The organism is Pseudomonas sp. JV449, from assembly GCF_032424295.1.
GTDB classification, from domain to species: Bacteria; Pseudomonadota; Gammaproteobacteria; order Pseudomonadales; family Pseudomonadaceae; genus Aquipseudomonas; species Aquipseudomonas marginalis.
This window is the reverse complement of record NZ_VYKD01000034.1, coordinates 249,935-268,364: the sequence shown is the minus strand read 5'-3', so window position 1 is coordinate 268,364 and position 18,430 is coordinate 249,935. Positions and strand designations below refer to the sequence as shown.

The 18,430-nt window shown below is 62.0% G+C and carries 20 protein-coding genes; 10 read left to right on the top strand and 10 right to left on the bottom strand.

Features of this window, described 5'->3' with window-relative positions:
* Positions 1-118: 118 nt before the first annotated feature.
* From F6S08_RS30390 to F6S08_RS30370, 5 genes are all read right to left on the bottom strand, one after another.
* Positions 119-370 (bottom strand): YfhL family 4Fe-4S dicluster ferredoxin, encoded by a 252-nt coding sequence (locus F6S08_RS30390; RefSeq protein ID WP_003195146.1) that lies wholly within the window; start codon positions 368-370, stop codon positions 119-121.
* Positions 371-484: 114 nt separating this feature from the next.
* The gene (gene coaD / locus F6S08_RS30385; protein WP_003176711.1) at positions 485-964 is read right to left on the bottom strand and encodes a pantetheine-phosphate adenylyltransferase; all 480 of its coding nucleotides are present in this window, start codon (positions 962-964) and stop codon (positions 485-487) included.
* A 114-nt stretch (positions 965-1,078) separates the two neighbouring features.
* Positions 1,079-2,674, bottom strand: a complete 1,596-nt coding sequence (locus tag F6S08_RS30380; RefSeq protein ID WP_065923865.1) for a GMC family oxidoreductase — start codon at positions 2,672-2,674, stop codon at positions 1,079-1,081.
* 37 nt (positions 2,675-2,711) lie between these two features.
* Positions 2,712-3,257, bottom strand: coding sequence for a twin-arginine translocation pathway signal protein (locus F6S08_RS30375; RefSeq protein ID WP_315872712.1), 546 nt, complete (start codon positions 3,255-3,257; stop codon positions 2,712-2,714).
* Between the two features lie 28 nt (positions 3,258-3,285).
* Positions 3,286-4,713 carry a coniferyl aldehyde dehydrogenase gene (locus tag F6S08_RS30370; RefSeq protein ID WP_065923863.1) on the bottom strand — a complete coding sequence of 476 codons (1,428 nt, stop codon included), beginning with the start codon at positions 4,711-4,713 and terminating at the stop codon, positions 3,286-3,288.
* 146 nt (positions 4,714-4,859) lie between these two features.
* On the opposite strand from F6S08_RS30370, the gene F6S08_RS30365 reads away from it, so the two are divergent.
* Complete coding sequence (locus F6S08_RS30365) at positions 4,860-5,531, top strand: TetR/AcrR family transcriptional regulator (protein WP_115485567.1); 672 nt, start codon at positions 4,860-4,862, stop codon at positions 5,529-5,531.
* A gap of 33 nt (positions 5,532-5,564) precedes the next feature.
* Positions 5,565-6,419 carry a sulfurtransferase gene (locus F6S08_RS30360; RefSeq protein WP_074847832.1) on the top strand — a complete coding sequence of 285 codons (855 nt, stop codon included), beginning with the start codon at positions 5,565-5,567 and terminating at the stop codon, positions 6,417-6,419.
* Between the two features lie 57 nt (positions 6,420-6,476).
* Here F6S08_RS30360 and F6S08_RS30355 read toward each other — a convergent pair whose 3' ends face one another.
* From F6S08_RS30355 to F6S08_RS30340, 4 genes are all read right to left on the bottom strand, one after another.
* The gene (locus F6S08_RS30355; protein ID WP_065923861.1) at positions 6,477-7,472 is read right to left on the bottom strand and encodes a hydrolase; all 996 of its coding nucleotides are present in this window, start codon (positions 7,470-7,472) and stop codon (positions 6,477-6,479) included.
* Between the two features lie 61 nt (positions 7,473-7,533).
* Complete coding sequence (gene rsmD / locus F6S08_RS30350) at positions 7,534-8,151, bottom strand: 16S rRNA (guanine(966)-N(2))-methyltransferase RsmD (RefSeq protein WP_027606107.1); 618 nt, start codon at positions 8,149-8,151, stop codon at positions 7,534-7,536.
* On the bottom strand, positions 8,151-9,641 hold the full coding sequence (locus tag F6S08_RS30345; RefSeq protein ID WP_092489427.1) for a M16 family metallopeptidase: 1,491 nt from the start codon (positions 9,639-9,641) through the stop codon (positions 8,151-8,153). Before F6S08_RS30345 ends, rsmD begins: the two co-directional genes overlap by 1 nt.
* Positions 9,634-10,989, bottom strand: coding sequence for a M16 family metallopeptidase (locus F6S08_RS30340; protein ID WP_065923859.1), 1,356 nt, complete (start codon positions 10,987-10,989; stop codon positions 9,634-9,636). Before F6S08_RS30340 ends, F6S08_RS30345 begins: the two co-directional genes overlap by 8 nt.
* Positions 10,990-11,221: 232 nt before the next feature.
* Between F6S08_RS30340 and ftsY the strand changes: the two genes are divergently transcribed.
* The 4 genes from ftsY to rpoH all read left to right on the top strand — a co-directional run bounded on the left by ftsY (position 11,222) and on the right by rpoH (position 15,272).
* Positions 11,222-12,601 carry a signal recognition particle-docking protein FtsY gene (gene ftsY / locus F6S08_RS30335; protein ID WP_315872711.1) on the top strand — a complete coding sequence of 460 codons (1,380 nt, stop codon included), beginning with the start codon at positions 11,222-11,224 and terminating at the stop codon, positions 12,599-12,601.
* Positions 12,598-13,269, top strand: coding sequence for a cell division ATP-binding protein FtsE (gene ftsE, locus F6S08_RS30330; RefSeq protein WP_003213784.1), 672 nt, complete (start codon positions 12,598-12,600; stop codon positions 13,267-13,269). The genes ftsY and ftsE overlap by 4 nt, the downstream gene beginning before the upstream one ends.
* Entirely contained in the window at positions 13,266-14,288 is a 1,023-nt protein-coding gene (gene ftsX / locus F6S08_RS30325) for a permease-like cell division protein FtsX (protein WP_065923857.1), read from the top strand. Before ftsE ends, ftsX begins: the two co-directional genes overlap by 4 nt.
* A gap of 129 nt (positions 14,289-14,417) precedes the next feature.
* A complete protein-coding gene (gene rpoH / locus F6S08_RS30320; protein WP_003176698.1) occupies positions 14,418-15,272 on the top strand; it encodes an RNA polymerase sigma factor RpoH in 855 nt (284 codons plus the stop codon).
* 46 nt (positions 15,273-15,318) lie between these two features.
* On the opposite strand, the gene mtgA is transcribed toward rpoH, so the two are convergent.
* Positions 15,319-16,041 carry a monofunctional biosynthetic peptidoglycan transglycosylase gene (gene mtgA, locus F6S08_RS30315; protein ID WP_065923856.1) on the bottom strand — a complete coding sequence of 241 codons (723 nt, stop codon included), beginning with the start codon at positions 16,039-16,041 and terminating at the stop codon, positions 15,319-15,321.
* A gap of 74 nt (positions 16,042-16,115) precedes the next feature.
* Between mtgA and F6S08_RS30310 the strand changes: the two genes are divergently transcribed.
* From F6S08_RS30310 to trmB, 4 genes are all read left to right on the top strand, one after another.
* Positions 16,116-16,490, top strand: coding sequence for a DUF423 domain-containing protein (locus F6S08_RS30310; RefSeq protein ID WP_065923855.1), 375 nt, complete (start codon positions 16,116-16,118; stop codon positions 16,488-16,490).
* A gap of 79 nt (positions 16,491-16,569) precedes the next feature.
* The gene (gene thiS / locus F6S08_RS30305; RefSeq protein WP_049711100.1) at positions 16,570-16,770 is read left to right on the top strand and encodes a sulfur carrier protein ThiS; all 201 of its coding nucleotides are present in this window, start codon (positions 16,570-16,572) and stop codon (positions 16,768-16,770) included.
* A 60-nt stretch (positions 16,771-16,830) separates the two neighbouring features.
* Positions 16,831-17,625, top strand: a complete 795-nt coding sequence (locus F6S08_RS30300; protein ID WP_065946518.1) for a thiazole synthase — start codon at positions 16,831-16,833, stop codon at positions 17,623-17,625.
* Positions 17,626-17,634: 9 nt separating this feature from the next.
* A complete protein-coding gene (trmB, locus tag F6S08_RS30295; protein ID WP_065946517.1) occupies positions 17,635-18,360 on the top strand; it encodes a tRNA (guanosine(46)-N7)-methyltransferase TrmB in 726 nt (241 codons plus the stop codon).
* Positions 18,361-18,430: the final 70 nt, after the last annotated feature.

Below are 18,430 nucleotides of genomic sequence, written 5' to 3'. Positions count from 1 at the left end.
TGTCAGACACGCCGCAAACGCAGCCTCGCCAAGGCTCGACAGCTGCTACGCAGGGGGCTCGGCTCAAGATGTGTAGATACTTATGCCCCGATGAGGCCCTGATAGGCGCTGAAGAACCTCAAGCCTTACCGGTAATCTTCCGGTACTTCTCCATCAACTGCTCTTCCGTCTCCGGATGGGCTTCATCCAGCGGAATGCAATCCACCGGGCACACTTGCTGGCACTGTGGCTCGTCGTAGTGACCGACGCACTGGGTGCACAGGTTGGGGTCGATCACGTAGATCTCTTCGCCCTGGGAGATGGCGGCGTTCGGGCACTCGGGTTCGCAGACGTCGCAATTGATGCAATCGTCGGTGATGATCAAGGACATGGAAACTCCTGCCAGGGCTGTCAGCCAAGGCATCTGAAAACTAATGCGCGCAATTGTGCCGCATTGGCGCCCGCAGTGCGAGCTGTGGTGAGCGGGGCAAGCCCGCTCACCACATTACTTCTTGAAGCGCAGCGTCAGCGCATCAGCCACGGCCGGATGCACGAACTTGGTGATATCCCCGCCCAAAGCGGCAATTTCACGGACCAACGTCGAGGAAATGAACGAATAACGTTCCGACGGCGTGAGGAACAGGCTTTCCACGTCCGGCGCCAGTTGGCGGTTCATGTTGGCCAGCTGGAATTCGTATTCGAAGTCCGACACCGCGCGCAGGCCACGCAGGAACACATTGGCGTTCTGCTCTTTGGCGAAATGCGCGAGCAACGTGGAAAAGCCCACCACTTCCACGTTGGGCAGGTGCTTGGTGACCTCACGCGCCAGCTCCACGCGCTGTTCCAGGGGGAACAGCGGGTTTTTCTTGGGGCTGGCCGCGACTGCGATGATCACATGGTCGAACAAACGAGAGGCGCGTTCGACCAGATCGCCATGGCCTTTGGTAATCGGGTCGAAGGTACCTGGGTACAACACTCGGTTCATCGCGTCGTCCTGGCGGAGTCCGTTGGGGAACCGGATGGTATCGCAGCCATCCCGGTCGGCCAAGTCAACTTATGCATAAGAAAGCCGTATAGACACCGTGAATAGCGTGTTTTTTCACGCTGTTTTCAGACGTTCGGCCAAGGCTGTCGCCAGTTGAGCGGTTAATCCGTACACCGATAATTGCGGGTTGGCCCCAATACTGGTGGGGAATAACGAACCGTCGTGGATCGACAGGTTGCGCAATTGGTGATGGCGACCGAGGCTGTCAGCCACCGCATTTTTGGGATCTTCGCCCATGGCACAACCGCCCATCACATGGGCGCTGCCCAGGGTTGTCCGGTGCAATTCCAGATTCAAACCCTCAATGACGCTGCGTGCCTCGGCCAAGGTGTTCACGAACCGTGCGTCATGGTGCATGGGCTTGACCGATTTGGCGCCCGCCGCGAACTGGATTTCGGCCATGCTATGGAAGGCCCGGCGCAGGCCATCCCAGGCGTAGGGCGAGACCTGATAGTCGAGCACCGGCGTACCGTCACCGCGTAAGTCCACGCTGCCGCCCTGGCTGTCGGGGTGAAAGCCGTCACGCAACAGCGCGAGCATGGCGTGGGTATGCGGCAATTGGCCCATGTCCAGGGCGTTCTGCGTGCCATAGCCGCCGAACAAGGTGCTGGCCAATGCTGGATGCAAGGGCGGCGCTTCAAGCTTGTAGGACATTTTGCCGGTGGTGCCGTCCTGCCACTGGAAATGGTCGGAGTAGATCGACTGCGGCGCGCCGTAGAACGGGTTGATCACCTCGTCGAACAATGCGGCGGAGAAGTTCACCAAGTGCAAAAAGGTCCGCTTGCCCAGCCGCGAATGCGGGTCGGGGGCACCCGAGCGCATCAGCAGCGCCGGGCTGTTAATGCCGCCGCCCGACAGCACGTAATGCTTGGCCTTCACGCTGATCCTGCGCCCGGTAGGCGCCACACAGCGCGCGTCCATCGCTACGCATTCCAGGCTGCTGATGGTGTCGCCGCTGTATTTGAGCTGCTCGGCGCGGGCCAGGTACAGCAGCTCGCCGCCTTTTTCCAGGGTAGACGGGATGGTGGTCACCAGCATCGACTGCTTGGCGTTGACCGGGCAGCCCATGCCGCAATAACCCAGGTTGAAGCAGCCACGGACGTTGCGCGGGATCACATGCCAGCTGTAGCCGAGCTTTTCGCAGCCTTTGCGGATTACATCATTGTTGGCATTCGGGGGGATGGCCCACGGTGCGATGCCCAGGCGCTGCTCCATCTTTTCGAACCACGGTGCCATCTCTGCACTGCTGTGGCCTTTTACCGCGTACTCGCTGGCCCAATGGCTGAGGGTGGCGTCCGGGGTGCGGAAGCTGGAGGTCCAGTTGATCAGCGTGGTACCGCCCACCGCGCGGCCTTGCAGGATGGTGATGGCGCCGTCCTTGCTCATGCGGCCGATACCTTCCTGATACAGGCTGGCGTAGGCCTCGTCCTCCAGCAGCTTGAAGTCGCTGCTGGTCTTGAGCGGGCCTTCTTCGATCAACAGCACTTTGTAGCCGGCGGCGCTGAGGATCTCGGCAGTGGTGCCGCCACCGGCGCCGCTGCCGATGATGGCCACGTCGGCCTCCAGGGTCAGGTCGCTGTCGAGGGCGGCGCCATTGTGGGTTTTCCAGCCGCGGGCCAGGCCGTCGCGGAACAGATCGGGTACGGGCATCAGGGTCGTCTCTTGTTTTTATTGTGAGGGATGCAAATCAGATCTTCGGCGGGCCGGGGTAGCCGCAATGCGCCCAGGCGGCGGGCCGGAAGTACCAGGCCATGATCACCAGCTTGAGCAGCGAGCCTTGGCCCATGCGCAGCAGGTTCAGGTAGCTGTTTTCCCAGCGGTACAGGAAGTTGCGGATCTGTTCCGCGCTGGCGTTTTCCCAACTGCACCAGATGCCGGTCAACGGGCCACGCGTAATGCCCATGCCGAGCACATCGAACAACTGTTGGGTGAGCTTGAACATCTCCGGCGACAGGTGCTGCAGGCTGTAGTCGAGTTTTTTCAGCGTGTCTTCAATCCCGGCGACCACATCCTGGGCGCTGGCCACGCCTTCGAGCAGCACCGGGATCACCGCGCGCAGAAACGGCAGGTCACTGCTGCGCAACATGGCAAAGCCGCTGGCCGGGGTGCTGCTGGAGCAGCCGCTGAGGCTGGCGCCCAATCCGGCCGTGGCCAGGAAGGCGCTGGCACACAGACCGATTTTCAAGACGCCGCGCCGTGATAGCGCGGGTGAATCCGTGAGGCTAGGGTTCATTGTTATTGTTATCCCGTGGGTGGCGGTGTCAGCGGACAAACAACTTCTGGATCAGTTTCTGGATCGATTTGCCGTAGGGCGGGTAGATCAATTTCGCCGCGTTCAGGCGCTGTTTCACCAGCACGCCCTTGGCCTTGCTGAACGTCAGGAACCCTTCATGGCCGTGGTAGTGGCCCATGCCCGACGGGCCGATGCCGCCAAAGGGCATGTCGTCCTGGGCCACGTGCAGGAGGGTGTCGTTCAGGCAGACACCGCCGGAATGGGTCTCATGAAGGACCCGGTCCTGCTCGCGCTTGTTGTAGCCGAAGTAATACAGGGCCAGCGGGCGAGGGCGCTGGTTGATGTAGGCAAAGGCTTGGTCGATGCCGCGATAAGGCACGATCGGCAGCACCGGGCCGAAGATTTCGTCCTGCATCACGGTCATGTCATCGCTGACATTCAGCAGCAGGCTATGGGCCATGCGCCGTGCCTGGCCCTGGTCGTACAGCCGGATCAGGGTGGCGCCCTTGTCGGTGGCGTCCTTGACGTAGGCATTGAGCCGGGCCAATTGACGCTCATTGATGATGGCGGTGTAGTCCGGGTTGTCGGCCAGCGTCGGATAAAACCCGCGAACCGCCTTGCTGTAGGCCTCGACGAAACCCTCCACGCGGTCCTCCGGCACCAGCACGTAGTCCGGGGCCACGCAGGTTTGCCCGGCGTTCAAGGCTTTACCGAAGGCGATGCGTTCGGCGGCGTCCTTGAGCGGTACGTCGGCGGAGACAATGGCCGGCGACTTGCCGCCCAGTTCCAGGGTGACTGGCGTGAGGTGTTCGGCAGCGGCGCGCATCACGTGCTTGCCAATACTGGTCGCGCCGGTAAACAGCAGGTGATCGAAGCGCAGCTTGGAAAACGCCATGCCCACCTCGGCCTCGCCGAGCACCACGCACACCAGGTCCTCGGGGAAAACCCTCGCCAGTAACGCCTTGAGCAGTTCGCCGGTAGCGGGCGTGGATTCGCTGAGCTTGAGCATCACCCGGTTGCCTGCCGCCAACGCACCGACCAGTGGGCCGATGGCCAGGTACAGCGGGTAGTTCCACGGCACGATCACGCCGACCACGCCCAGGGGTTGGTAAATGACTTTGGCTGACGCGGGTTGGAAGGCCAGGCCTACAGCGCGGCGGGAAGGTTTCATCCAGCCTTTTAGGTGTTTGCTGGCGTAGTGAATGCCATGCAGGCTGGGCATCAGTTCGGCGAACAGGGTTTCGTCGGCGCTGCGCTGGCTGAAATCCTGGCTGATCGCATGGATCAGTGCCTGGCGCTCGTCACTGAGCACATCCCGCAAGGCCTTCAGCCACTGCTGGCGCTGTGCAGCTGGCGGCATCGGGTTGGCGGCGTAGGCGCGGCGTTGGGCGTCGAACAGGTCCTGGAGTTGATCCAGCGCCTGGGCATCTTGCAGGTAGGCAACGTTGGCAGACATGGCGCAGCACCGATTGTTATTGGTCTGCGTGGATTTTTAGAGTCATTACTCTAAATTGTCAAATAACATTGCAGCAACATGCAGATTTATCCTGGCAAGGATAGGCCGTAAGATGCCCTATCACGTGTACAGAAGCTGATTCCCCTATGGCACCACGAGTAAAGACCAGCGAGCGTATTGTGCAAACCAGCCTGGAGCTTTTTAACCAGCAGGGCGAGCGCAGTATCAGCACCAACCATATCGCCGCCCATATGGAAATTTCGCCGGGCAACCTGTACTACCACTTCCCCAACAAGCAAGCGATCATCTCCGTGCTGTTTCGCGAATATGAAGCGTTGGTGGACAGTTTCCTGCGTCCGCCCCAGGGGCGGGCCATGGTGGTGGAAGACAAGCGCTTTTATCTCCAGGCCGTACTGGCCGGCATGTGGCGCTACCGTTTTCTGCACCGCGACCTTGAACACCTGCTGGAGAGCGACCCGGAGCTGGCCACCGGCTATCGGCGTTTTTCCCAGCGTTGCCTGATCCAGGGCGGCGCCATCTACCAGGGGTTTGTCGATGCAGGCATCCTGAACATGGACCCGGTGCAAACCGAAGCCCTGACCCTCAATGCCTGGATCATCCTCACCTCCTGGGTGCGTTTCCTGTGCACCACCAATGAAAATTCCGCCCACCTGAGCGCCGAAGCCATCAAGCGCGGGGTGTATCAGGTGCTGGTGCTGGAGGCGGGCTTTGTCACGCCCCAGGCAAAAGAGGCGGTGGATGCATTGTTCAAAGAATTTTACGTGCCGTTGAACCAGGCACTGGAAGAAGTGAAGTAGGACCTTTCCCGAATCTGTTCACAGGAGTCCATCATGCCGCTTGCCCAACTGATCAGCCCCCAGCAATTGGCCGAGCGCCAGACGTCGGCGGGGATGGTGATCCTGGATTGCCGTTTTGCCTTGGAAGACCCGGATTACGGGCGTTGCAGCTACGCTGAAGGGCATATCGACGGTGCGCAATATGCCGACCTGGAGCGCCATCTCAGCGGGCCGGTGATCAAAGGTGTGACCGGTCGTCACCCGTTACCGGCGGCGGGCACCTTCGCCGAGCAACTGCGGGCATGGGGTATCCATGCTGACACCGATATCGTGCTGTATGACGACGGCCCTGGCGCTTATGCGGCTCGTGCCTGGTGGCTGCTGGCCTGGCTGGGCAAGCGTGACGGTGTGTTTATCCTGGACGGCGGCCTCAAGGCCTGGCATGCCGCAGGTTTCCCGTTGAGCCTGGATGCGCCGGTAATCGAGCGTGGGACTTTCGATGGCACGCCGGACAATCACTTGCTGCTGGATGCCGAACATCTGCAAAAACGCCTGGGCCAACCCGGCCTGACCCTGATCGATGCCCGCGCCCAAGCGCGTTTTCGCGGCGAGGTGGAGCCTATCGACCCCATTGCCGGGCATATCCCCGGTGCGCAATGTGCGGCGTTCAACGAAAACCTGGGCAGTGACGGGCGTTTCCTCCCGGCCGAGCAACTCAAGCAGCGCTTCGCCGCGCAGTTGCAGGGGCGCTCGCCGGAGGAACTGGTGGCGTATTGCGGCTCGGGCGTGACGGCCTGCCACAACCTGTTCGCCCTGAGCCTGGCGGGTTACCCGTTGGGCAAGTTGTATGCGGGGTCGTGGAGCGAGTGGATTACCGATCCGACGCGGGCAATCGCTACGGGGGACTGAGTTCCCGGTCGTGTAAACCCAATCCGAATGTGGGAGGGGCCTGCCCCTCTCACATGTTTAACCGTGTCGTGCCAATAACCATTGCGGTATGCGCCGCTCCAGGTAGTAGCCTGGGCGTTTCAGCGAGCCATCGACGAAGCCCACGTGCCCGCCCTTGGCCGTCAGCTCAAACTCGGTGCACGCCGATAGCTCACTGGCCTCGGGCAAGCTGTGGGCAAACACGAACGGGTCGTCGGCCGCCTGGATAATCAGCGTCGGTGTGCGGATCGCGCCCAGGTAGTAGCGACTCGACGCGCGACGGTAATAGTCCTCGGCACTCAAGAACCCATGCAGCGGCGCGGTGACCCGGCCGTCGAAGTCCCAGAAGGTGCGCATCTTCTCCAGCGAGCCAAGCGCTTCCAGGGTTTTCAGCCCGTCCGCGCGGCCATCCTGTAAAAAACGGCTTTGTTTGACGCGGATATACGCGAGCATTTCACTCATGAAGTGCTTTTGATAAATCCGCGAGAAACCTATCCCGATCCGGTCTGCACACTGGTCCAGGCGAAATGGCACCGACACCGCCGCTGCACCTTGCAGCCCGGACGCCTCGCCGGTTTCCCCCAGGTGCTTGAGCAGCACATTGCCCCCCAGCGAATAACCCACCGCATACAGCGGCGCCAACGGCCGCTTGGCGCGCAGGTGCGCAATCGCGGCGGCGAGGTCTTCGCTGGCGCCGGAGTGATAGCTGCGCGCCAGCAGGTTGGGCTCGCCCGAACAGCCGCGCCAGTTCAAGGCCGCACTGGCCCAGCCTTGGGCGCCGAGGACTTTTTGCAGGCCGGCCACATAGGGGGAATTGGATGAGCCGGTCAGCCCATGCAGTACCAGCACCAACGGCGCCTGCGCGTCATGCGGGCCATGCCAGTCGAGGTCGAGAAAGTCGCCGTCTTCCAGCCACAGGCGTTCGCGTTGGCGTTCGATATGGGTAGTCGGCCGCCACAGCGGCCCCCACAGGGTTTGCAGGTGAGGGTTGCCGAGGCCGAAGGCGGGGGTGAACTGGTCGGAGGACGGTGTCATGACGCTCTCAGTTTTGAGCTGACTCACTGTCTGTGGTGAGCGGGCTTGCTCACCACAGATTTTAAGCGACGCTTTCGACCAATCGATGCCACAGCGCGTAATACACACGACCGGATTTCTGCTCCCGGTGCAGGCGCCAGGCGCCCGGCAAACCCAGGGTAGACGGCGCGGTCTCGCTTTCAGTGTAGATCCACGCGTCCGGTGCCAGCCATTGGCGCTCTTCGAGCAAGGCGCACACGGTCGGCAACAGGTTCTGGTTGAACGGTGGGTCGAGGAACACCACGTCGTAGGCACTGGGCGCCTGGGTTTCCAGGTAGCGCAGGGCGTCGGCGGTCTGCACCTGGCCATTGGTGCAGCGCAGGGTGCCCAGGTGTTCCTTGAGGCTGGACACCGCGACATTGCTGGCATCCAGCGCCTGGGCCTGGGCCGCGCCACGGGACAGCGCCTCCAGGAACAGCGCGCCACTGCCGGCGAACGGGTCCAGCACCTTGGCGCCGGCAATGTACGGCGCCAGCCAGTTGAACAGGGTTTCACGTACGCGGTCCGGCGTCGGGCGCAGGCCCACGACGTCGGGGAAGCTCAGCTTGCGGCTGCCCCATTCGCCGCCAATGATGCGCAGCTGGCCCACACCGTTATGCACGTTGTGGACAGGTTTTTTCGGGCGAGATGAACTGGCCATTAATGCTCCGGAACCCCGAGCGGCTGCTCGGCAGGTTTATCAGTGGGGGGCGGTAGTGGCTTTTGCGCAGTCGTTGGGCCGGCGGTCACGATGACCATCTTGTCGGCGCTCAAGTGTTTGTTCAAGGCCGCCTTGACCTGCTCTACGGTCAGGGCCTGGGATTGTTTCATGAAATCTTCCAGATAGCTCAGCGGCAGGTTGTAGAAACCCATGGCGCCCAGCTGCCCGACGATATCGGCGTTGCTGGCGGTGGACAGCGGGAAGCTGCCGGCCAGCTCGCGCTTGGCGTCATCCAGTTCCTTTTGCGTCGGGCCGGTCTTGAGGTAGTCGGCGAGCACGTCTTCGACCAGGCGCAGGGTGCCGCCGCTCATTTCGGCGCGGGTCTGCAGGTTGATCATGAACGGGCCACGCACTTGCATCGGCGAGAAACCGGAGTAAACACCGTAGGTCAGGCCGCGTTTTTCGCGCACTTCGCTCATCAAACGGGTGCCGAAGCCGCCGCCGCCGAGGATCTGGTTGCCCAGGGACAGGGCTGCGTAGTCCGGGTCGGCGCGGTCGATACCCAATTGGGCGAACAGCAGGTGAGTCTGTTTGGACGGGAACTCGATATGGCTCAGGCCGGCCTTGGGCTCGGTTGGCTGGGCGATTTTCGCCATGGCCGGGCCCTTGGGCAGCGAAGCCGACACTTTGGCCGTCATCGCTTCGGCTTCGGCGCGGGTCAAGTCACCGACCACGGCAATCACCGCATTACCCGCCGCATAAGCCTTGGCGTGGAACGCCTGCAACTGCGCGAGGGTAATCTTCGGAACGCTTTGCGGCGTGCCTTCGCTCGGGTGAGCGTAGGGGTGATCGCCGTACAGGCGCTTGAACAGCTCCAGGCTCGCCAGCTTGCCGGGGTTCTGCTTCTGGTATTCAAAGCCGGCGAGGATCTGGTTCTTGATCCGCGCCAGGGAGTCGGCGGGGAAGGTCGGTTTGCCGATCACCTCGTCAAACAGCGCCAGGGCGGCCTCGCGTTTAGCGCTGTCGCTGAGGCTGCGCAGGGACACCAGCGCCATATCGCGATAAGCGCCATTGCCAAAGTCGGCGCCCAGGCCTTCAAAACCACTGGCAATCTGGCTCACATCCTTGCCCGGTACACCTTCGTTGAGCATGGCGTTGGTCATCAGCGCCAGGCCCGGCACGTTGCCGTCCTGGCTGCTGCCGGCGGCGAACAGGATGCGCATGTCGAACATCGGCAACTCATGGGCCTCGACGAACAGCACCTTGGCGCCTTCGGCGGTGGTCCAGGTTTGCACGTCGAGCTTGCGGTTGGTCGGCGCCTTGCCGTCCAGCTCCGCCAGGGATTGCAGTTTGTTGGCCGATTGAGCCTTATCCAGCGCCTGGCTGGCAACGGACTCACTCGGGCGCAGGAAATACACGGCGCTCGCCGCGACCAGGGTCACGGCGATCAGGCCCGGCAGGATCAGGCGGCTGCTTTTGCGATCACTCATGAGCGGTCTCCTCAGGCAAAACATGGGCGACGCTCAGACGTTCGCGGGTGAAATAGGTGCGCGCGGCCTTCTGGATATCTTCCGGGGTCACGCTTTGCAGGTCGGCCAGTTCGGTGTCCATGAGTTTCCAGGACAGGCCCACGGTTTCCAGGGAGCCAATGGCCGTGGCCTGGCTGGTGATGGAATCGCGTTGGTACACCAGGCCGGCGATGACCTGGGCACGGATGCGTTCCAGTTCTTCGGCGGTCGGTGGCTTGGCCTTCAGCTCTTCCAGCAGGCGCCACAGGCCGGCTTCGGCTTGGGCAACGGTCTTTTTCTTCTGCTGGTTCGGGGTGGCCGAAAGGGTGAACAGGCTGTCGCCCCGGGTGTAGGCGTCGTAGTTGGTGGACGCGGCGGATACCAGCTCTTCGCCACGCTCCAGTTGCTCGGAGATCCGTGCGCTGTAGCCACCGTCCAGCAGGGCCGAGATCAGGCGCAGGGCCTGGACCGAACGCTTGTCTTCGGCGGTGGCCAGGCCAGGTACGTTGAAGCCCAGGATCACGCTCGGCAATTGGGTCTGCACATGCATCGTCAGCAGGCGCTCGCCGGGCTCGGCCAGCTCCATCGGAATCTTGGCGGGCGGTACGTCACGCTTGGGGATCGGGCCGAAGTAGCGCTGGGCGAGGTTTTTTACCTCGTCCGGGGTGACGTCGCCGACCACCACCAACGTGGCGTTGTTCGGTACATACCAGGACTGGTACCAGTGGCGCAGCTCCTCGACCTTCATGCGGTCGAGGTCGGCCATCCAGCCGATGGTCGGGGTGTGATAGCCGCTGGCCGGGAAGGCCATCGCCTTGAAGCGCTCGAAGGCCTTGGACATGGGATTGTCGTCGGTGCGCAGGCGGCGTTCTTCCTTGATCACCTCGATTTCGCGGCTGAACTCGTCGGCCGGCAGGCGCAGGCTGGCCATGCGGTCGGCTTCCAGCTCAAAGGCAACGCCCAGGCGGTCACGGGCCAGCACCTGGTAGTAGGCGGTGTAGTCATCGCTGGTGAAGGCGTTTTCTTCGGCGCCCAGGTCACGCAGGATCAGCGAGGCTTCGCCGGGGCCGACCTTGGCGCTGCCCTTGAACATCATGTGCTCCAGGGCGTGGGACAAACCGGTCTGGCCCGGGGTTTCGTAGCTCGAACCGACCTTGTACCAGACCTGGGAAACCACCACCGGCGCGCGATGGTCTTCGCGCACGACCACCTTGAGGCCGTTATCCAGGGTGAATTCATGGGTGGGTTGTGGGTCGGCAGCCAAGGCTGAAAGGGGCAGACAAACTGTGCTGAACAGCAGGCCTGCGGCGTGGCGGGCTAGAGCATTCATTCGTTTTTAAACCTGTTGGGCTGCCCGCTTGGTCTTAGCGTCGGCGGGCGAGGAGGTGCTAGGATACTGATCCGACTAAGGGACGGCCACTGCGGCTGTCTTGTTGAGGCCCTATTTAGGCCTTACAAAATGTTGCGCATGAACGAGCTGGCTAAAAAACAGTCTGTTACGCATCGAATTTTATTTACCGATGTGCCCCTCGGCGCGTCGCTACCTTGAGATAGCCGTCTCCATGTTTGGTTCCAACGACGACAAGAAGACCCCAGCTGCGGCTGGCGAGAAGAAAGGCCTGTTCGGATGGCTGCGCAAAAAGCCGCAGGAAACCGTCGCTGAACAGCCACAGGTTCAAGCTGAGCCGATCCCCGAGCCTATAGTAGAAGCCGAGCCCGTTGCCGAAGCGCCGGCGCCGGTGGTGTTGCCGATGGCTGAGCCGGTGTTGCAGCCGGTGGCCGAGGTGGAGCCTGAGCCCGAACACAAGCCGTGGCCTGAGCTGCCGGTGCCCGAAGAGCCTGTGGCGCTGGTTGAAGATGTGCAGGCCGAGCATGTGGTGCCGCCGATTCCGGTGACCGTTGAGCCGCAGCCGGTCGTTGTCGAAGCGCCCGCCCCCGTGCCTGCGCTAGTGGAGCCGGTGGTTGCCGCTCCCGCCGTCATCGAACCGCCCGTCGCCTCCACCGAAACCAGCAAGACCGGCTTCTTCGCCCGCCTCAAGCAAGGCCTGAGCAAGACCAGCGCCAGCATCGGCGAAGGCATGGCCAGCCTGTTCCTCGGCAAGAAAGTCATCGACGATGAGCTGCTGGAAGACATCGAAACCCGCCTGCTGACCGCTGACGTGGGCGTCGAAGCCACCGCTGTGATCATCCAGAGCCTGACTCAGAAAGTCGCACGCAAGCAGCTGACCGATGCCGACGCCCTCTATAAATCCTTGCAGGCCGAGCTGGCTGCGATGCTCAAACCCGTGGAAGCACCGTTGGTGATCACCCCGAACAAGCCGTTCGTGATCCTGGTCGTGGGTGTCAACGGGGCCGGCAAGACCACCACCATCGGCAAACTGGCCAAGAAGCTGCAGTCGGAAGGCAAGAAAGTCATGCTCGCCGCCGGTGACACCTTCCGCGCCGCTGCCGTCGAGCAATTGCAGGTCTGGGGGGAGCGCAACAAGATCCCGGTCATCGCCCAGCACACCGGTGCCGATTCCGCCTCGGTGATCTTCGACGCCGTGCAAGCCGCCAAGGCTCGTAACATCGACGTGCTGATCGCGGATACCGCCGGTCGCCTGCACACCAAAGACAACCTGATGGAAGAGCTGAAGAAAGTCCGCCGCGTGATCGGCAAGCTCGACGCAGACGCCCCGCACGAGGTGTTGCTGGTGCTGGACGCCGGTACCGGCCAGAACGCTATCAGCCAGGCCAAGCAATTCAACCAGACGGTCCAACTGACCGGCCTGGCCTTGACTAAGCTCGACGGCACGGCCAAAGGTGGCGTGATCTTCGCCCTGGCCAAGCAGTTCGGGTTGCCGATTCGTTATATCGGCGTCGGTGAAGGCATCGACGACCTGCGCACCTTTGAAGCCGAACCCTTTGTCCAGGCACTGTTTGCCGAGCGGGAGCGTTCATGATTCGATTCGAACAGGTCGGTAAACGCTATGCCAACGGGCATGTGGGCTTGCATGAGCTGAGCTTTCGAGTGCGTCGCGGCGAGTTCTTGTTTGTCACCGGTCACTCGGGGGCCGGCAAGAGTACGCTGTTGCGCCTGCTGCTGGCCATGGAACGCCCGACCACGGGCAAGTTGCTGCTGGCGGGCCAGGACCTGGCCACCATCAGCAATGCGCAGATCCCGTTCCTGCGCCGCCAGATCGGCGTGGTGTTCCAGAACCACCAGTTGCTGTTCGATCGCACGGTGTTCAACAACATTGCCCTGCCGTTGCAGATTCTTGGGTTGTCCAAGGCCGAAATCGTCAAGCGCGTGGATTCGGCTCTGGAGCGCGTGGCGCTGTCGGACAAGACCGACCTCTACCCCGGCGACCTGTCCACCGGCCAGCAACAGCGCGTCGGCATTGCCCGCGCCATCGTCCATCGCCCGGCCTTGCTGCTGGCGGACGAACCCACCGGTAACCTCGACCCGCGCCTGGCGGCCGAGATCATGGGCGTATTCGAAGACATCAACCGTCTGGGCACCAGCGTACTGATCGCCAGCCATGACCTGGCGCTGATCGCCCGCATGCGCCATCGCATGCTGACCCTGCAACGCGGTCGCCTGATCGGTGACGGGGAGGCTGGCGTATGAGTGCAACACGTAGCCCCAAGGTTTCCGAGCGCGTGGCGCCGAAACCGGCCGATCCGCAGCCGAAAAAGAAAAAACACGACGACGATGACGGCCCGGACTTCAGTACCCTGCTGCGCGCCTGGATCGAAAGCCATCGCGCCAGCCTGCTGGACAGCCTGCGTCGCCTGGGCAAGCAGCCGATCGGCAGCTTTTTTACCTGCCTGGTGATGGCCGTGGCCCTGAGCCTGCCGATGGGCTTGTCGCTGCTGCTTAATAATGTCGAGCGCCTGGGCGGTTCCTGGCAGCGTGCGGCACAGATTTCCCTGTACCTGAACCTGGATGCCAGCACCAAGGAAGGCGAAGCACTACGGGACGATATCAAGAACATGCCGGGCGTCGCGGACGCCGAGTACGTCAGCCGCGACCAGGCCCTTGAGGAGTTCCAGCAACAGTCCGGCCTGGGCGAGGCGCTGAAAGAGCTGCCGCAGAACCCGCTGCCGGGCGTGGTGCTGGTGACGCCGAATGAAGTCGACAAGGCGGGCCTTGAAGCCCTGCGACAAAAACTCGCAGAGATGCCGAAGGTGCAACAGGCGCAACTTGATCTAGTCTGGGTGGAGCGCCTGGCGGCGATCCTCAAGCTGGGCGACCGCTTTGTATTCGGCCTGACGGTGCTGTTGGTGTCTGCATTACTTTTGGTGATAGGTAATACCATTCGTCTTCATATTGAAAACCGTCGCACCGAGATAGAAGTGATTAAACTGGTCGGCGGCACGGACAGCTATGTGCGTCGGCCTTTTCTGTACATGGGCGCGCTTTATGGCCTGGGTGCGGGGATTTTGTCCTGGGGCGTGCTGGCATTCGGCCTGAACTGGCTGAACGACGCGGTTGTCGGGCTTGCCGGCTTGTACGGCAGCGATTTTGCCCTGGCCGGGGTGCCGGTTGCCGATGGTCTGTCGCTCTTGCTTGGCGCGGTATTGTTGGGTTATATCGGTGCCTGGATTGCGGTCGCACGGCATTTACGCGAGCTGGCACCGAAGTAGTTAATGTCAGGGTAATGTGGTTTCGTTTGTATTGACCGTATCAGTGGTTTAGGGAACTTGTCCTACGGTTCCCGGTCAATTTTCGCAGTGCTGAACTGCACGAGTTATGTGAGTCGGAGGTTTTTTCGTATGACCACTTCTTTGCAACCTGCTTATGCCTTGGTCCCGGGTGCGAACCTGGAAGCCTATGTGCACACGGTCAACAGCATTCCATTGCTGACGCCCGAGCAGGAGCGTGAACTGGCCGAGAGTCTCTACTATGAGCAGGATTTGGGGGCGGCTCGGCAGATGGTGCTCGCCCACCTGCGTTTTGTCGTACATATCGCCCGTAGCTATAGCGGCTACGGCCTGGCCCAGGCTGACCTGATCCAGGAAGGCAACGTCGGCCTGATGAAGGCTGTAAAGCGCTTCAACCCTGAGATGGGCGTGCGCCTGGTGTCGTTTGCCGTGCACTGGATCAAGGCGGAAATCCACGAGTTCATCCTGCGCAACTGGCGCATCGTGAAAGTCGCGACCACCAAGGCCCAGCGCAAGCTGTTCTTCAACCTGCGCAGCCAGAAAAAACGCCTGGCGTGGCTGAACAACGAGGAAGTCCACCGCGTGGCCGAAAGCCTCGGCGTGGAGCCCCGTGAAGTGCGCGAGATGGAAAGCCGCCTGACCGGCCATGACATGGCCTTCGACCCGGCCGCCGAAGCGGACGACGACAGCGCTTTCCAATCGCCGGCCAATTACCTGGAAGACCACCGGTACGACCCGGCGCGTCAACTGGAAGACGCCGACTGGAGCGACAACTCCAACCACAACCTGCACGAAGCGCTGGAAGTGCTGGACGACCGCAGCCGTGACATCCTCTACCAGCGCTGGCTGGCGGAAGAAAAAGCCACGCTGCACGACCTGGCGCAGAAGTACAACGTGTCGGCCGAGCGCATTCGCCAGCTTGAGAAAAGCGCGATGAACAAGCTGAAGTTGTCGATCGCCGCCTGAACATGTGGGAGGGGGTAAGCCCCTCCCACATTTGTTTTGTGTTGTATCAGTCGGACCAAGGCGCTTTGCGGGAATTGTTCAGTTCCACCAAGTAACCCTCTCCGCCCAGCTGGCTCATCTGCTGGCGAATCCAGGCTGCCCGTCGCGCCACATACGCGGTCGGATGGCTGGCACTCCACACCCGTGGATTAGGCAACACCGCCGCCAGGTAGCTGGCCTGCTGCCGTGATAACCCCTTGGCACTTACGCCAAAGTGATGTCGCGCCGCCGCTTGCGCGCCAAACACGCCTTCATCCCATTCCACGCTGTTGAGGTACACCTCAAGAATCCGCTGCTTGGGCCACAACACCTCGATCAGCCCGGTAAACCAGGCTTCCAGGCCTTTGCGCAAATAACTGCGACCCGCCCACAGGAACAGGTTTTTCGACACCTGCTGGCTCAGCGTGCTCGCGCCCCGGATCGAACCGCCGCGCTCGTTGTGCAGGAGCGCTGCCTGGATCGCGCCGAAATCAAAGCCCCAATGCTGCGGGAAGCGTTGGTCTTCACCGGCCATCACCGCCACTTTCAGGTCGTCGGAGAGCTCGTCCCACGGCACCCAGGTGCGTTGCAGGTCAATGGGTTCGCCGTCGAACCAGGATTCGACCTTTCGCTCCACCATCAGCGCGGTGAAGGGCGGCGGGACGACACGGAACAGCAGCACCAGCAGAACACTGCCGATGGCAAACCATTTCACGACGTTAAGAAGGCGTTTGAAGAGGACACGCAGCATAGAGATGGCTTGGCCGAACCCGTTGAGCGGGCCATTATACAGACCCTGTCCAATGAGTCTGACTGGAGTTCCTCATGCTGCGTAGCTTTCTGATGCTGGCTGCCTTTTTCGGCTTCACCGGTGTCGCCCTCGGTGCGTTCGCCGCCCATGGCCTGAAAAGCCGCCTCAGCGCCGAGTACCTGGCGATCTTTCACACCGGCGTGACTTATCAGTTGGTGCACACCCTGGCGCTGTTCGGCGTGGCGTTGCTGGCCGCGCACCTGCCGGGCCGGCTGGTAACGTGGGCTGGCATCTCGTTCGTAGTCGGGATCCTGTTGTTCTCCGGCAGCTTGTATGTGCTGACCATGACCGGCATCAGCAAGCTCGGCATCATCACGCCGTTCGGGGGCCTGGCCTTCCTGTCTGGCTGGTTCCTGTTGGGGCTGGCAGCATGGCGCTTGCAACTGTGACCGCTTGACGCTTGAAGCTGACCTTCAGGTCCCAATCGCGCTAGAATGCTGGCCCCTAAAAACGATGGCGGCCCCTGGCATGCGCATTCAGTTGAACGGCGAATCCCTTGAACTGCCCGACGGTGAAACCGTTGCGGCCCTGCTGACCCGCCTGGACCTGACCGGGCGTCGCGTCGCAGTGGAACTCAACCTGGATATCGTCCCGCGTAGCCAGCACGCCGAGACCACGCTCACCGAGGGTGACCAGGTCGAGGTGGTCCACGCCATCGGCGGCGGCTAGTCCCGCGCGTTTATGTAGCCCCGGATTCTGCAGAACCTCACCCCATTTCGAGGATTTCCCATGAGCATCGTTCGCAACGACAAGCCCTTCGTCCTGGCCGGTCGTACCTACCAGTCCCGTCTGCTGGTCGGCACCGGCAAGTACCGCGACATGGAAGAAACCCGCCAGGCCATCGAAGCCTCGGGCGCCGAGATCGTGACCTTCGCCGTGCGCCGCACCAACCTCGGCCAGATCGAGGGCGAGCCGAACCTGCTCGACGTGCTGTCGCCGGATCGCTACACCTTCCTGCCGAACACCGCCGGTTGCTACGACGCTATCGAAGCCGTGCGTACCTGCCGCCTGGCCCGTGAACTGCTCGACGGCCACAACCTGGTCAAGCTGGAAGTGCTGGCTGACCAGAAAACCCTGTTCCCCAACGTGATCGAAACCCTCAAGGCCGCAGAAACCCTGGTCAAGGAAGGTTTTGACGTGATGGTCTACACCAGCGATGACCCGATCATCGCCCGCCAACTGGCCGAAATCGGCTGTATCGCCGTGATGCCGCTGGCCGGCCTGATCGGTTCCGGGCTGGGTATCTGCAATCCGTACAACCTGCAGATAATCCTCGAAGAAGCCAAGATCCCGGTCTTGGTGGACGCCGGTGTCGGTACCGCCTCCGACGCCACCATCGCCATGGAACTGGGCTGTGACGCGGTGCTGATGAACTCGGCCATCGCTCACGCCCAGCACCCGGTGCTGATGGCCGAAGCCATGAAACACGCCATCGTCGCCGGCCGCCTGGCCTACCTTGCCGGGCGCATGCCAAAAAAACTCTACGCCAGCGCCTCTTCGCCGCTGGATGGTCTGATCAAGTAAGAGCCATTGATGACTGAATCAAACGAAACGCCGAACACCGTGGAAGAAGGCGACGAGTCCAAGCACCGCCGCATCAAGAGTTTTGTGATGCGCGCCGGCCGCATGACCGAGGGCCAGCAAAAGGGCCTGGAGCAAGGTACGCCGCTGTTCGTCCTGCCCCTGGCCGATGCGCCGGTGGACTATGACCAGGTGTTCGGCCGTTCGGCCCCGCGTTCCCTGGAAATCGGTTTCGGCATGGGCCACTCCCTGCTGGAAATGGCCGCGGCCTCGCCGGAACAGGATTTCATCGGCGTGGAAGTCCACCGCCCAGGTGTCGGTGCGCTGCTTAATGGCGTGCTGACTCAAGGCCTGACCAACCTGCGGGTCTATGACTGCGACGCGATCGAAGTGCTCAACCGCTGCATCGCCGACAACAGCCTCGACCGCCTGATGCTGTTCTTCCCCGACCCATGGCACAAGAGCCGTCACCACAAGCGCCGCATCGTCCAGGCCTCCTTCGCGGAGCTGGTGCGCAGCAAGCTGAAAGTCGGCGGTGTCCTGCATATGGCTACCGACTGGGAACCCTATGCCGAATACATGCTGGAAGTGATGGACGTTGCCCCTGGCTACCGCAACCTGGCGCAAGACGGCAAATGCGTACCACGCCCGGCCGAACGCCCGATCACCAAGTTCGAGCGGCGTGGTGAGCGGCTGGGGCATGGGGTTTGGGATTTGAAGTTCGAGAAAGTCGACTGACAAGTCCCTGGCTTGGAATGCAGTAAAAAATGTGGGAGCGGGCTTGCCCCCTCCCACAGTTGTTTTGTGT